Below are 14,282 nucleotides of genomic sequence, written 5' to 3'. Positions count from 1 at the left end.
TACTTAACTTTTTGCTGGAAGCCTCAACCTACGCGGTAGTTTGGCGCTTCTTTGGTGATCTGTACGTCGTGGACGTGGGACTCGGCCATGCCGGCGCCGGTGATCCGCACGAACTCAGGCTTGGTGCGCATTTCTTCGATGTCGGCACTGCCGGTGTAGCCCATCGAGGAACGCAGGCCGCCCATCAGTTGATGGATGATGGCGCTCAGGCTGCCCTTGTACGGAACACGCCCTTCGATGCCTTCCGGAACCAGTTTCTCGGCGCCTGCCGAGGAGTCCTGGAAGTAACGGTCGGAGGAACCTTGAGCCTGGGACATGGCGCCCAGCGAACCCATGCCGCGGTAAGCCTTGTACGAACGACCCTGGAACAGTTCGATCTCGCCCGGCGCTTCTTCGGTACCGGCGAACATCGAGCCCATCATCACGCAGGAAGCACCGGCTACGATGGCCTTGGACAGGTCACCGGAGAAACGGATGCCGCCGTCGGCGATCAACGGAACGCCAGTGCCTTCAAGGGCAGCGGCGACGTTGGCGATGGCACTGATTTGCGGGACGCCGACACCGGCGACGATACGGGTGGTGCAGATCGAGCCCGGGCCGATACCGACCTTGACTGCGTCAGCGCCGGCTTCGGCCAGGGCCTTGGCGGCAGCGCCGGTGGCGATGTTGCCGCCGATGACCTGCACTTCAGGGAAATTCTGTTTGACCCAGCGAACGCGGTCGATCACGCCTTTGGAGTGACCGTGTGCGGTGTCGACCACCACCACGTCAACGCCGGCATTGACCAGGGCGGCTACGCGGTCACCGGTGTCTTTACCGGTACCGACGGCAGCGCCAACACGTAGACGACCTTGATCATCCTTGCTGGCCAGTGGGTAAGCCTTGGCTTTTTCGATGTCGTTGACGGTCATCATGCCTTTGAGGGCAAATTTGTCGTCGACGATCAGCACGCGTTCGATACGGTGTTTGTGCAACAGCTCGCGAACGTCGTTCTTGTCGGCGCCTTCCTTGACCGTGACCAGACGCTCTTTCGGCGTCATCACTTCGCGGACAGTGGCTTCCAGACGATTTTCGAAACGCACGTCACGGGAAGTGACGATGCCGACCAGGTCGCCATTGTGCAAAACCGGAACGCCGGAGATGTTGTGCTGGCGGGTCAGTTCGAACAGCTCACGAACCGTGGCGTCGGCCTCGATAGTGATCGGGTCCTTGACCACACCGGCCTCGTAACGCTTGACCTTGCGAACTTCGGCAGCTTGCTGCTCGATGGTCATGTTCTTGTGGATGATGCCGATGCCACCTTCCTGAGCCATGGCGATTGCCAGACGGGCTTCAGTGACGGTGTCCATGGCGGCAGAAACCAGAGGAATATTCAGCTCGATGCCACGGGTTAGGCGGGTCTTGAGACTGACTTCGTTAGGAAGCACCTCGGAATAACCAGGCACTAGGAGAATGTCGTCGAATGTCAGAGCTTCTTGGCTGATACGCAGCATCGCGGGGGCTCCCGAGCGGGAAAATGGAAGCGCGCCATTATAGTCAGACACCCCCTCGGGTTCAATGTAAAACTCTGTCTATTATTAGCATTACTGATATACGGGGATTGTCGCTTCCTACAACTCGACTTTCACCCAACTGACGGGCTGATCCAGCCAATCGGCAAACTCATCGATAAAGCTCTGCTTGAACCCGGCCTCGGCCCAGTTGTTGAAGATGAACCCCAGGTTGGAAAAACCGCATTCCTGCAGAAAAAGAAAGCCGTTGATATCGTCTTCATGCCCGCATTCCGGGCAGGTGAAGTTATCGGTGCGCCCCGGCATCCAGTCTTCCAGGCTTTCGAACAGCGCTTCACCGACTTCCTTGCGGCACTCGGCACAACCCGCTTCTTCCAGGAAACCCTTGGCCGGCGTGTAGATGCAGCGTTTGGTGATGATCTCCAGGCCATTGATCGATTCGCCGAACGGCAGGGCTTCAGGGTGAAGCACTACAGCGCGGGCACCGTCGCCGATGGCGTGAGCCATGCGATTTCCCGTGCGGCCACAGGTGGTCAGTTCTTCTTTGACGATGTTTTTGCGCACCAACCAGCGCACGACCGCCCGGGCCCGGGGTTCATGCACCGGCAGCGTGGAGATTTTCGGGACGATGATGCTTTGCGAATTCATGGATGCAGCCTACTGCGTTAAATAGAAAGTTCTGCGGTGTGCCACCCGCGATAGCATCAGGGCGGCCGGCAGCTTAATACCTGACAAAATCCGGTCAAGTACTCAAATAACGCCCGATCAAGGCAATCCCACTGGCCAGCACCAACCAGGTCACCAGCCGCACGAACGCCTCGCGGGATAACCTCATGGTCAACCGCCGACCGATCCACAACCCCAAGGCCATGGCCGGTAACAAGCACAGCGCCAATACCAACAAGGGTAGCTCGGCATAGACACCGGCGACGGCAAACAGGCTCAAGCGCACCACGGTGCTGCAACTGATCAGCGCACTCTGGGTCGCCCGTGCCGCCTCTTTCGGCAACCGACTGTTCAGATAGATCGCATATAAAAAGCCGCCACTGCCAAACAGCGCCCCGAACATCCCGCCCACGGTGCCCATCGGTACGGCCCAACCGGAGGACAATTGCGTCGGCCGGGTTTTCACCCACAAGCTGTAAATCGCATAGGCGCTGATAAACAGCCCCATCAACAGCAACAACACATCGGATTTGAGGTTCAGCAAAAAGATCACCCCCAGTGTGCAGCCCACGGCCATGCAGGGCAGCAGCCGCAGCAACTCGGGTTTCGCCACATCCCGGCGCGACGGCAGCAGATTGCCGAAGGCTGCGACGAAATCCAGCAGCACCAGCAACGGCACAATCTTCGACAGCGGCATGAACAGAATCAGAATCGGCCCCGCCACCAGCGCGGTGCCAAACCCGGCGATGCCAAACACGATATAGGCCAGGGCGATGCCCAATCCGATCACCAGCCAATCCGTGGCGCCGAATGGCCATTGGTTCAACAACTCAAGCACATTCATCTGCACGGCTTCCTTGACTACCCGTGATGACTTTAGCCAGCGCCGAGTCTTGCGACTAATATCTTCAAAGCCACCCACCCATCTCAAAAAGGCATGCCTGGTGCTTTCAACCCGCCAATTGCGTTACTTCGTGGAAATCGCCGACTGCGGAAGTTTCAGCGCCGCGGCCGAACGACTGTTCATTGCTCAGTCGGCCTTGAGCCGGCAAATCAAGGACATGGAAACCCGGCTGCAAACGCCGTTGTTCGAACGCACCGCACGCCAGCCCCGACTGACGGCGGCCGGTGAAGCCTTTCTACCCCGGGCCAGAAACCTGCTGAACGAGCTGACCAAGGCCAGCGAGATGGCCACCCAGGTCGGCAATGGAGAACTCGGCACCTTGCGCCTCAGCCATTCCAGCACCGTGCCCATGAGTGGTCGTTTGCTGCGAAGCATCAGCGACTATCTGGATCAGCATGTCGGCGTGTCCATGGACATCGTCAAGCTGTCTTCCGAAGCGCAGCTCGAGGCGTTGGCCGACAATCGGCTGGATGTCGGACTGCTGCGCCTGCCGGTGTTGCGCCAACGTGAAGGCGTGCAGATTGTTCCGTTGTATCGCGAACGATTGCTGCTGGCCGTTCCTCCCCATCACAGCTTGGCTGTGGATAAGTCCGCTCAGGGCATCGATCTGGCGCAACTCAAGGATGAAGCGTTTATTTCCATTCCTCATCCGCAGCGTGGCGGGTTGAGCTACCTGTCCGCCGAGCTGTGCATGCGCCAGGGATTTTTCCCGAAAGCGGCGCGGGTGGTGTCGCGCAAAACCACACAACTGCAACTGATTCAGGCCGGGTTCGGCATTGCTCTGCTGCCGGAATCGATGCAGGACATTGCGCCGCCCGACATCCACTTCCTGCCCTTGGCCGATCCGGATTGCCATAGCACCGTCGCCCTCGCCTGCAAGCAAAATCCCACCGCATTGGTGCAACACTTCATCAAAACCTGCACCGATCACTTTGGGAGCGGGCTTGCTCGCGATTGCGGTGTGTCAGTCGACTGAACTATTGAATGTTAAAGCGCTATCGCGAGCAGGCTCACTCCTACAAGGGATTTTCGCTGGGTCATGGAGATTGATCATCGAATGCCTTTAAACTGCGCCCCATGATTAAAGATCCCTTTGCAAGACTCGGCCTGGACCGTGAAGTCCTGACTGTCAGCCAGCTCAACGGCCGCGCGCGGGTGTTGCTCGAAGACGTGTTCAGCAACATCTGGGTCGAAGGCGAAATCTCCAACCTCGCCCGGCCGGCGTCTGGTCATGTGTATTTCACCCTCAAGGACAGCGGCGCCCAGGTGCGTTGCGCGCTGTTTCGGCAGAACGCGGCACGGGTTCGCCAGGCGCTGAAGGACGGCCTGGCGGTCAAGGTGCGCGGCAAGGTTTCGCTGTTCGAGGGGCGTGGCGACTATCAGTTGATCCTCGACACCGTGGAGCCGGCCGGTGACGGTGCGCTGCGCCTGGCTTTCGATGCACTGAAGGAAAAACTCAGCGCCGAGGGCCTGTTCAGCGCCGAGCGCAAAGTGCCGTTGCCGGCGCATCCGCAACGCATCGGCATTATCAGTTCGCCGACGGGTGCGGTCATTCGCGACATCATCAGCGTCTTTCGCCGCCGCGCGCCGCAGGTCCAGCTGACGCTGATCCCGACCGCCGTGCAAGGCCGTGAAGCGACCGCGCAGATCGTCCGCGCGCTGAAACTGGCGGACGCTCGCGGTTTCGATGCGCTGATCCTCGCCCGTGGCGGCGGCTCGCTGGAAGACCTCTGGTGCTTCAACGAAGAAGCGGTGGCCCGCGCCGTGGATGCCTGCGTGACACCGATTGTCAGCGCCGTCGGCCATGAAACCGACGTCTCGATCAGCGACTTCGTGGCCGACGTTCGCGCCCCGACGCCTTCCGCTGCCGCCGAACTGCTTGCACCGGATTCCAGCGACCTGGTGCGCCGGGTCGAAAGCCTGCACCGGCGCCTGGTGATGCGCATCCGCGACCGCTTGATGCGCGACCGGCTGCGCCTGGAAGGCATGTCCCGCCGTCTGCGTCATCCCGGCGAACGCCTGCGACAGCAAGCACAACGCCTGGATGACCTGGACATGCGGATGCGCCGCGCCTTCGAGCGCAGTCTCAACGCTCGCCGCGAACGCTTGATTCGTCTGGAAACCCGCCTCGCCGGGCAACACCCGGGACGGCAACTGGCAATGCTTCGTCAGCGCCTCGACAGCTTCGCCGAGCGCCTGCCGCGAGCCATGCGCGAAGGGCTCAAGTCCCGTCGCCTGCAACTGCAAAGTCAGGTGCAGACACTGCAAGTGGTCAGCCCGCTCGCGACCCTCGCACGTGGCTACAGCATTCTGCTGGATGAGCGCGGCAATGCGATCCGCAGCGCCGGGCAAACCCACACCGGTCAGCGCCTGAAAGCCAAACTGGGCGACGGCGAACTGCAGGTCCGGGTTGAAGACAATCACCTGACGCCTGTCACCCTTTCTTTACTGGATTGATCCATGCCGCGTTTTTTAGCTCCGCTGCTGTTGCTGTGCCTGACCTTCAACGCCCACGCCGACAGTTACATCACCCGCCTGTTGAACAAACCGGTGCCGGGGGGCGTGGCCGTGGTGGATCTGGGCGCTTCTGCCCAGGCGCCAAAAGCCAGCTATCAGGGCAAGCCGGTGCTGGTGGTCAAGGAACAGAACAATTGGCTGGCGATTGTCGGCGTGCCGTTGACGGTTAAACCGGGCACGCAGCAGGTCAGCAGCGGCGGTCGTAATCTGAGCTTCACAGTCGGCAGCAAGAAATACCCGGAACAGCGCATCACCTTGAAAAACACCCAACAGGTCAATCCAGACCCGGACAATCTCAAGCGCATCGAGCGCGAACTGGCCGAGCAAATCGCCGCCTACCGCACGTTCAGTCCGAACACCCCGAGCAACCTGCTGCTGGACAAACCGGTCAACGGACCGCTGTCGAGCAAGTTCGGCGTGCGCCGTTTCTTCAACGGTGAAGAACGTAATCCCCACTCTGGCCTGGATTTCGCCGTGGGCGCCGGCACACCGATCAAGACCCCGGCCGCCGGCAAGGTGATTCTGATCGGTAACTACTTTTTCAACGGTAATACGGTGTTTGTCGACCATGGGCAGGGGTTTATCAGCATGTTCTGCCATATGTCGAAGATTGACGTGAAGGTGGGGCAGCAGCTGGCGCGTGGCGGTGTGGTCGGGAAAGTCGGCGCCACCGGGCGGGCAACCGGGCCGCACATGCACTGGAATGTCAGCCTGAATGATGCGCGGGTGGATCCGGCGATTTTTATTGGCGCGTTTCAGCCCTGAATCTTCTTTGAGGCGACTGGCCTCTTCGCGGGCAAGCCTCGCTCCTACAGGGTTTTGTGGTTACCGAAAACCTGTAGGAGCGAGGCTTGCCCGCGAAGGCGATATCATAGACACAACCAATCCCGCCCAATTGCGCATCCCTCAAACCTCGCGCAAATATCCACAAGATCACTCTCTTTCACCGCAATAAAATCTCGATAAATCGCCCCATTCGAGTATTCCTCTCAATTTTTTTCGACTGCTTGCCATCCTCCACCCCCGAGGTTAGGGTTGAAGGCATGAAAACCTCTCACACCCTCATTCAGCTTCGCCAGCACCGCAGCCTGTGCCTCGTCAGCGCACGACTGCCAGGCTGAATTGCGGTGCCTCGTCTTACGCTTTATCCCCAGAACATTGATCCACCGGCAGGCCGCCTTTTTTCGGCCCACACAATAAGGATTTCCCGATGAGCATGCTCAAAGACCCGTCTTCGAAATACCGCGCGTTCCCGACCATCGATATCCCGGACCGCACTTGGCCATCGAAGACCATCACCGCAGCGCCGATCTGGTGCAGTTCCGACCTTCGTGACGGCAACCAGTCGCTGATCGAACCAATGGACGCGGTGAAGAAGCTGCGTTTCTGGAAAACCCTGGTGCAGGTCGGTGTGAAAGAGATCGAAGCGTCGTTCCCGGCCGCTTCGCAAACCGACTTCGACTTCGTGCGCACCCTGATCGAAGGCAACCACATCCCGGACGACACCACCATTCAGGTGCTGACCCAGGGCCGTGAAGATTTGATCGAGCGCACCTTCGAATCCCTGCGCGGGGCGAAGAAAGCCATCGTTCACCTGTACAACGCCACCTCCCCTTCCTTCCGTCGCATTGTCTTCAACCAGGACAAGGAAGGGGTCAAGGCCATCGCCGTGAACGCGGCCAAGCTGTTCGTCAAGTATGCCGCCCAGCAGCCAAACACCGAGTGGACCTTCGAATACTCTCCAGAAACCTTCAGCGCCACTGAGCTCGAGTTCGCCAAAGAAGTCTGCGACGCGGTCATCGAAGTCTGGAACCCGACGCCTGAGCACAAGGTGATCCTTAACCTGCCGGCCACCGTCGAATGCGCGACCCCGAACATCTATGCCGACCAGATCGAATGGTTCGGCCGTCACATCAACCGTCGTGACAGCGTGATCATCAGCCTGCACACCCACAACGACCGTGGCACGGGCGTTGCGGCCACTGAGCTGGGCCTGATGGCCGGTGCCGACCGTGTCGAAGGCTGCCTGTTCGGCAACGGCGAGCGTACCGGCAACGTCGACCTCGTGACCGTGGCACTGAACCTCTACACCCAGGGCATTCACCCTGAGCTGGACTTCTCCGACATCGACGGCGTGCGCAAAGTCGTCGAAGAGTGCAACCAGATCCAGGTGCACCCGCGTCACCCCTACGTCGGCGACCTGGTTCACACCGCGTTCTCCGGCTCCCATCAGGACGCCATCCGCAAGGGCTTCGCCCAGCAGAAGCCAGACGAACTGTGGGAAGTGCCGTACTTGCCGATCGACCCGGCCGACATTGGCCGCAGCTACGAGGCGGTGATTCGCGTCAACAGCCAGTCGGGCAAGGGCGGTATCGCCTACCTGCTGGAACAGGAATACGGCATCAGCTTGCCGCGTCGCATGCAGATCGAGTTCAGTCAGGTTGTACAGCGTGAAACCGATCGCCTCGGTCTGGAGATGACCGCCCAACAGATCCACGCCTTGCTGCACAGCGAGTATTTGCAGGCCAACACCCCGTATGCGCTGGTCAGCCATCGCTTGCAGGAAGAGAACGGTCACAGCGCCGTGGAAGTGGAAGTCTCGGGTAAAGGCCAGGGCGAAACCAACCTGCACTGGCGCGGCAAGGGCAACGGCGCGCTGGAAGCCCTGGTGGCCGGCCTGCCGATTCCGGTGGAAATCATGGACTACAACGAACACGCAATCGGCGCGGGCACCAATGCCAAGGCAGCGGCCTACATTGAACTGCGTGTGAACGGTGAACGTGCGGTGCATGGCGTCGGTATCGATGAAAACATCACCACCGCGAGCTTCAAGGCCCTGTTCAGCGCACTGAACCGCTCCCTGAGCCAGCCGGAAGCGAAAGCGGCGTAAGCCTTCGCTGAAACGCAAAAGGCCCCGGGGTGAGAACCTTGGGGCCTTTTTGTTTGATCGTTCCCACGCTCCGCGTGGGAATGCCTCAAGGGACGCTCCGCGTCCAGTGACGCGGAGCGTCACGGGCTGCATTCCCACGCAGAGCGTGGGAACGATCGGTTACGTGAACTCGAACGTATCAGCATCGAGATTCGCCGGGAAGCGTGTGCGGTAGGCTTGCAGATCCGCCGCATTCAGAACGACCTGAAACACCCCATCCGCCTCGCCCGCACTGAGTAAAGTTTCACCCTGAAAATCCAGCACCTGGCTATCACCGGTGTAAGCAAAGCCTTTGCCATCGGTACCAATGCGATTCACCGCCGCTACGTAGCAGAGGTTTTCAATCGCCCGCGCTGGCAGCAAGCGGTTCCAGTGCTGACGGCGTGCGCCGGGCCAGTTGGCGGTGTAGAGCAGCAAGTCGGTGTCCTGTGCATCGCGGCTCCACACCGGGAAACGCAAGTCGTAGCAAATCAGTGGCCGCACTCGCCAGCCCTTGAGTTCGAACTGCACCTGGCGCTCGCCCGGCGTGTAGTGGTTGTGCTCGCCGGCCATGCGGAACAGGTGGCGCTTGTCGTAGTGCCAGACCTCCCCGTCCGGCCGCGCCCACAACAGTCGATTGCGGTGACTGCCATCGGCGGCCTGGACGATGACGCTGCCGGTAATCACCGCATCGAGTTTCGCCGCCTGAACACGCAACCATTTGCTGGTCGGACCGTTTTCCGCTTCGGCGAGGGTTTCCGACTCCATGGAGAAGCCGGTGGTGAACATCTCCGGCAAGATAATCAGATCCGCCCCGCGAGCCTGCTCAAGCAATTGCTCGAAATGCTCCAGGTTGGCCTGACGGTCGTGCCAGGCCAGGGTGGTCTGGATCAGCGCGACGTTCAGATTGGGCAGTTCACTCAGATCACGCATAGTTTTGCCGCTGCTTCACGCAACGTCTCCTCGCGTTTGGCGAAGCACAAGCGCACCAGACGCTGGCCTTCAGGTGGTGTCTGGTAAAACACCGAAATCGGGATGCTCGCCACGCCATGTTCACGGGTCATCCACAGTGCCATTTCGACGTCATTGAGGTCCGGGCGGATCTGCGAGTAATCGACCAACTGGAAATACGTGCCGGTCACTCGCTTGAAGCTGAAACGCGACGGCGTCAGCAGATCGCAGAACAGATCGCGCTTGGCCTGGTAGAAACCCGGCAGCTCTTCGACGTGCTCAGGATGTTCGGCCATGAAGTCGGCCAGGGCGTATTGCAGCGGGGTCACGCCGCAGAAGCTGACGTACTGGTGCACCTTGCGCAGTTCGGCGGTGAGCGCCGGCGAAGCGACCACGTAGCCGGTTTTCCAGCCGGTGACGTGATAAGTCTTGCCGAAGGAACTGACCACAAAGGCGCGTTGATACAGCTCTTCGTGATTCAGCACGCTGACGTGAGGCACGCCGTCGAAGACCAGGTGTTCGTAGACTTCGTCGCTGACGATGTAGATGTCGCGATCCCGAATCAACGCGGCCAACTGGTCCAGCTCGGCACGGCTGATCAGCGCGCCACTCGGGTTATGCGGAGCGTTTAGCACGATCATCCGGGTGCGCGGTGTAATCGCTTCGGCCAGCTTCTGGAAGTCGATGGAGAAATCATTCAGGCCCAGTTGCACGTGCACGCAACGACCACCGGCCAGTTCCACCGATGGCTCGTAACTGTCGTAGCACGGATCGAACACGATCACTTCATCGCCGCTGTGGATAACCGCCTGAATCGCACAGAAGATCGCTTGAGTGGCGCCGGGAGTGACCGTCACTTCATGGTCGGCATCCACGTTGACGCCGTAGCTGCGGGCGATCTTCGCCGAAATCTGCTGGCGCAGCGCTGGCAGGCCGGTCATCGGTGAATATTGGTTGTGGCCATTGGCAATGTGCCGACCGACCGCGTCGCACAGGGCTTGCGGGGCATCGAAATCGGGAAAACCCTGGGACAGGTTGATCGCCCCGGTTTGCGCCGCGAGCTGAGACATCTGAGTGAAGATAGTGATGCCGACATTCGGCAGCTTACTGGTGATCATCGGTGATTCCCTGCTCTACACCCGGCTCTAACGGCGGCGCGGGAGAGCCCGAGGATAGCCCATCCGGCGCCCATAAAAAAAGGGCGCCCGTTGGCGCCCTCTCTATATTGATCGTTCCCACGCTCTGCGTGGGAATGCATCCCGTGACGCTCTGCGTCACATTCGCGGGGGACGCAGAGCGTCCATGGCGGCATTCCCACGCAGAGCGTGGGAACGATCAATCGATCACCTGAATCAGCGCTTGTCGCGGCGCTTTTTGTCGGCCTTTTTGTGGTGCGACATCATGCGGCGCTTCTTGTTGACCTGACGGTCGGTGAGCGAGGTCTTGTTACCTTCGTACGGGTTCTCGCCGCCCTTGAACTCGATGCGAATCGGCGTACCGACCAGCTTCAAGACACGACGGTAAGTGTTTTCCAGATAACGGACGTAAGACTTCGGTACCTTCTCGATCTGGTTACCGTGGATCACGATGATCGGCGGGTTCGCACCACCCAAGTGGGCATAACGCAGTTTGATCCGGCGGTTGTTGACCATCGGCGGCGCGTGCTCACTGACCGCATCTTCCAGGATCGTGGTCAGGCGGTTGGTTGGCCAGCGGGTGACCGCAGACTTGAACGAGTTCTGTACGGAGGCGTAGAGGTTGCCCACGCCCGTGCCGTGCAGGGCCGAGATGAAGTGAATGTCGGCGTAGTCAACGAAGAACAGTCGACGTTGCAGCTCGACCTTCACGAAGTCACGCTCGCTCGGCGTCATGCCGTCCCACTTGTTGATCGCGATGACCAGCGCACGACCCGACTCAATGGCGAAGCCCAGCAGGTTGAGGTCGTGGTCCACCACACCTTCGCGGGCGTCCATCACGAAGATCACCACGTTGGCGTCTTTGATCGCTTGCAGGGTTTTGACCACGGAGAATTTTTCAACTTCTTCGTGGATCTTGCCGCGCTTGCGCACACCGGCGGTGTCGATCAGCGTGTACTTCTCGTCGTTACGCTCGAACGGGATGTAGATACTGTCGCGGGTGGTGCCGGGTTCGTCATAGACGATTACCCGGTCTTCACCGAGCATGCGGTTGACCAGGGTCGACTTGCCGACGTTCGGGCGGCCAATAATCGCGATCTTGATCCCGTCTTTTTCGCTAGGGCCAGGAATGCGCTTGGCTTCCTCGCCTTCGGCAACGATCTCTTCCTCGCCTACTTCCAGCTCGTCATCGTCTTTCGGGAAGTCGCTGAGAGCGATTTCCAGCATCTGGGTGATGCCACGACCATGAGCACCGGCGATCGGGATCGCGTGGCCCATGCCCAACGGGGCGAATTCGGCGCGGGCCATTTCAGGGTCGATGTTGTCGACCTTGTTGGCAACCACGTAGGAACGCTTGTTACGTTTGCGCAAATGCTCGGCGATCATCTGGTCGGCGGCGGTGAAACCGGCCTTGGCATCTACCAGGAACAGAACGACATCCGCTTCTTCAATGGCCAGCAGCGACTGCTCGGCCATTTTTTCGTCCATACCGTGCTCGTCACCGGAGATACCGCCGGTGTCGACCAGAATGTAGGAACGCCCTTGCCACTTGGCCTCACCGTATTGGCGATCACGGGTCAGACCGGACAAGTCGCCGACGATGGCGTCGCGAGTCCTGGTCAGGCGGTTGAACAAGGTGGACTTGCCGACGTTCGGTCGGCCCACCAGGGCGATTACGGGAACCATGCGGCTCTCCACTTCGTTATTTCAGAAAATACAAAAGCCGCTGCGAGGCAGCGGCTGGTGCTCGGGGCATCACTGTGGGAGCGGGCTTGCTCGCGAAAAAGCGTAACAGCACCGCGTTTATTCAGGCTGTACGCGTCATCGTTGACGCCCTTCGCGGGCAAGCCCGCTCCCACAAGTGAAGCAGCCTGGGGCGTTAACCCCAAGCATAGTTCTTACTTAATGGTCAGGGCTTCCAGTTTGCCGCTGTTGCCATACAGATAAATCGTGTCACCCACCACCAGCGGACGGGCACGCAGGCCGTCACTGTCGATGCGCTCGCGGCCGACGAAACGACCGTCCACCTGACTCAGCAGGTGCAGGTAGCCTTCCATATCACCGACTGCAACATAGCTGGAGAACACTTCCGGAGCCGACAGTTGACGACGGGCCAGCGAATCGTTGCTCCACAACGCGGTGGTGGAACGTTCGTCGACGCCTTCAACGGTGCCCGAGGACAGGCTCACGTAAACGCTGCCAAAACCCTGGGCGACGCCGGCATAGCTGGAAGCATCACGCTGCCAGAGCTGACGCCCGCTTTCCAGGTCCAGCGCCGCAACGCGACCCTGATAGCTGGCGACATACAGCGTACCGCCGGACAGCAGCAAGCCGCCGTCGATATCGACCACACGCTCCAGTTCCGAACGACCTTGTGGAATCGCGACCCGTTGTTCCCACACCGGCACGCCGTTGGAGATATCGAGAGCGACCACTTTACCGGTCGACAGACCAGCCACCGCGAGGCGGTTGGTAACGATCGGTGCACTGGTGCCGCGCAAGGTCAGGACCGCAGGGGTGCTGTCATACAACCAGCGCTGGTTACCGGTAGCGGCATCCAGACCGATCAGACGATCGTCCTGAGTCTGAACCACCACAACGTCACCGTTGTTGGCCGGCGGTGCGAGGACTTCGCTGGACACGCGAGCGCGCCATTTCTCTTCACCATTGATCGCATCCAGGGCAACGATTTCGCCCTTGATGGTACCGAACATGACCAGACCGTAACCCACGCCAACGGCGCCGGAAACAGGCAGTTCAAGGTCCTTCTTCCATTTGACGTCGCCGTTGCTGCGATCCAGCGCCATCACCACACCAGTGACGTCGGCGGCATAAATGGTATCGCCTTCGATCGCCGGAACCAGCATGTTGTAGGTCTCGCCCTGACCGTCACCGATCGAACGACTCCACTGCTTTTGCAGAACCACTTCTTCTTTGAAGTCGGTCAACTCGGCCGGTGGCAGTTCTTTCTTGCTGTTGCTGCTGCAACCCGCGGCCAAAATGGCCAGAGCCAGCAATGCTGCATGTTTCCAACGGATCACGTCACGCATCCCCTTTGGCCAGGTCGTCCAGCTTGATTTGTAGGCCACCGACCGCCGCTTCATCCGACAGTGCCGCCTTGGCTTTTTGATACGCCGCGTTTGCTTCGTCGGTACGACCCAACTGCACCAGCAGGTCGCCTTTGAGTTCTTCGCGAGTGGCCAGGAACGCCTTGTCGGCATCACCTTCGAGCAGCTTCAGGGCTTCATCGACCTTGTTCTGCGCGGCCAGCACCTGCGCCAGACGCTGACGGGCGATTTCGCCCAGCGCCGGGTTGGCCGGTTTGGCAACGATGGCTTTCAGCTCGGTGGCCGCGTCGTCCAGCTTGCTGCTGTCGACCGCGACTTTCGCCACGAACAGGCTGCCGTACTGTGCATAGGCGCTACCGCCGAACTCGCTGTTGAGCTTGCCGGCCAGGTCCGAAACACGGGCGGCATCAGGCTTGCCGTCAGGCGTCAGCGTGGTTTCGAGCAATTGCTGATAGAGAATCGAGGCGCCTTGCGACTGATTGCTCTGATACTTCTGAAAGGCCTGCCAGCCGAACACGATGACCAGCGCCAACAGGCCGCCAGTGACCAGGGGCTTGCCGTTGCGTGTCCACCAGTCCTTTAAATCCGCCAGGTTTTCGTCTTCGGTACTCGACACCCCAA

12 protein-coding genes are annotated in these 14,282 nt (G+C 60.0%); 4 read left to right on the top strand and 8 right to left on the bottom strand.

What is annotated here, in order from left to right; translation table 11 throughout:
* Positions 1-23 precede the first annotated feature (23 nt).
* The 3 genes from guaB to ACIQV9_RS08770 form a co-directional block, all read right to left on the bottom strand.
* Complete coding sequence (gene guaB, locus ACIQV9_RS08780; protein WP_109634587.1) at positions 24-1,493, bottom strand: IMP dehydrogenase; 1,470 nt, start codon at positions 1,491-1,493, stop codon at positions 24-26.
* Between the two features lie 117 nt (positions 1,494-1,610).
* Positions 1,611-2,159, bottom strand: a complete 549-nt coding sequence (locus tag ACIQV9_RS08775; protein WP_403100104.1) for a sugar ABC transporter ATPase — start codon at positions 2,157-2,159, stop codon at positions 1,611-1,613.
* A gap of 94 nt (positions 2,160-2,253) precedes the next feature.
* Complete coding sequence (locus ACIQV9_RS08770; RefSeq protein WP_403100103.1) at positions 2,254-3,021, bottom strand: sulfite exporter TauE/SafE family protein; 768 nt, start codon at positions 3,019-3,021, stop codon at positions 2,254-2,256.
* Positions 3,022-3,121: 100 nt separating this feature from the next.
* Here ACIQV9_RS08770 and ACIQV9_RS08765 point away from each other — a divergent pair, with 100 nt between their 5' ends.
* From ACIQV9_RS08765 to leuA, 4 genes are all read left to right on the top strand, one after another.
* Entirely contained in the window at positions 3,122-4,057 is a 936-nt protein-coding gene (locus ACIQV9_RS08765) for a LysR family transcriptional regulator (RefSeq protein ID WP_403100102.1), read from the top strand.
* Positions 4,058-4,158: 101 nt separating this feature from the next.
* Positions 4,159-5,538 (top strand): exodeoxyribonuclease VII large subunit, encoded by a 1,380-nt coding sequence (xseA, locus tag ACIQV9_RS08760; RefSeq protein WP_403100099.1) that lies wholly within the window; start codon positions 4,159-4,161, stop codon positions 5,536-5,538.
* Between the two features lie 3 nt (positions 5,539-5,541).
* Positions 5,542-6,363: a peptidoglycan DD-metalloendopeptidase family protein gene (locus tag ACIQV9_RS08755; RefSeq protein ID WP_403100097.1), complete on the top strand. Its 822-nt coding sequence runs from the start codon at positions 5,542-5,544 to the stop codon at positions 6,361-6,363.
* Between the two features lie 445 nt (positions 6,364-6,808).
* Positions 6,809-8,488: a 2-isopropylmalate synthase gene (leuA, locus tag ACIQV9_RS08750; protein ID WP_403100096.1), complete on the top strand. Its 1,680-nt coding sequence runs from the start codon at positions 6,809-6,811 to the stop codon at positions 8,486-8,488.
* 159 nt (positions 8,489-8,647) lie between these two features.
* Here the strand turns inward: leuA and ACIQV9_RS08745 are convergent, their stop codons facing one another.
* The 5 genes from ACIQV9_RS08745 to ACIQV9_RS08725 form a co-directional block, all read right to left on the bottom strand.
* The gene (locus ACIQV9_RS08745; RefSeq protein WP_403100093.1) at positions 8,648-9,439 is read right to left on the bottom strand and encodes an amidohydrolase; all 792 of its coding nucleotides are present in this window, start codon (positions 9,437-9,439) and stop codon (positions 8,648-8,650) included.
* Positions 9,427-10,575, bottom strand: a complete 1,149-nt coding sequence (locus ACIQV9_RS08740; protein WP_403100091.1) for a pyridoxal phosphate-dependent aminotransferase — start codon at positions 10,573-10,575, stop codon at positions 9,427-9,429. Before ACIQV9_RS08740 ends, ACIQV9_RS08745 begins: the two co-directional genes overlap by 13 nt.
* Before the next feature lie 234 nt (positions 10,576-10,809).
* A complete protein-coding gene (gene der, locus ACIQV9_RS08735; RefSeq protein ID WP_403100090.1) occupies positions 10,810-12,279 on the bottom strand; it encodes a ribosome biogenesis GTPase Der in 1,470 nt (489 codons plus the stop codon).
* Between the two features lie 212 nt (positions 12,280-12,491).
* Positions 12,492-13,643: an outer membrane protein assembly factor BamB gene (bamB, locus tag ACIQV9_RS08730; protein WP_403100089.1), complete on the bottom strand. Its 1,152-nt coding sequence runs from the start codon at positions 13,641-13,643 to the stop codon at positions 12,492-12,494.
* Positions 13,636-14,277: a tetratricopeptide repeat protein gene (locus ACIQV9_RS08725; RefSeq protein ID WP_403100088.1), complete on the bottom strand. Its 642-nt coding sequence runs from the start codon at positions 14,275-14,277 to the stop codon at positions 13,636-13,638. Before ACIQV9_RS08725 ends, bamB begins: the two co-directional genes overlap by 8 nt.
* Positions 14,278-14,282: the final 5 nt, after the last annotated feature.

The sequence above is a fragment of the Pseudomonas sp. NPDC099000 genome, from assembly GCF_044759925.1.
Taxonomy (GTDB): Bacteria; Pseudomonadota; Gammaproteobacteria; order Pseudomonadales; family Pseudomonadaceae; genus Aquipseudomonas.
The sequence above is the reverse complement of the archived record's forward strand: the minus strand, read 5'-3'. Positions and strand labels throughout refer to the sequence as shown.

Bases quoted from the DNA above. Each gene is read 5' to 3' on its own strand.
- bamB (WP_403100089.1), bottom strand. From the start codon at position 13,643: ATGCGTGACGTGATCCGTTGGAAACATGCAGCATTGCTGGCTCTGGCC.
- der (WP_403100090.1), bottom strand. From the start codon at position 12,279: ATGGTTCCCGTAATCGCCCTGGTGGGCCGACCGAACGTCGGCAAGTCC.
- ACIQV9_RS08755 (WP_403100097.1), top strand. From the start codon at position 5,542: ATGCCGCGTTTTTTAGCTCCGCTGCTGTTGCTGTGCCTGACCTTCAAC.
- ACIQV9_RS08745 (WP_403100093.1), bottom strand. From the start codon at position 9,439: ATGCGTGATCTGAGTGAACTGCCCAATCTGAACGTCGCGCTGATCCAG.
- leuA (WP_403100096.1), top strand. From the start codon at position 6,809: ATGAGCATGCTCAAAGACCCGTCTTCGAAATACCGCGCGTTCCCGACC.
- ACIQV9_RS08775 (WP_403100104.1), bottom strand. From the start codon at position 2,159: ATGAATTCGCAAAGCATCATCGTCCCGAAAATCTCCACGCTGCCGGTG.
- guaB (WP_109634587.1), bottom strand. From the start codon at position 1,493: ATGCTGCGTATCAGCCAAGAAGCTCTGACATTCGACGACATTCTCCTA.
- ACIQV9_RS08770 (WP_403100103.1), bottom strand. From the start codon at position 3,021: ATGAATGTGCTTGAGTTGTTGAACCAATGGCCATTCGGCGCCACGGAT.
- xseA (WP_403100099.1), top strand. From the start codon at position 4,159: ATGATTAAAGATCCCTTTGCAAGACTCGGCCTGGACCGTGAAGTCCTG.
- ACIQV9_RS08740 (WP_403100091.1), bottom strand. From the start codon at position 10,575: ATGATCACCAGTAAGCTGCCGAATGTCGGCATCACTATCTTCACTCAG.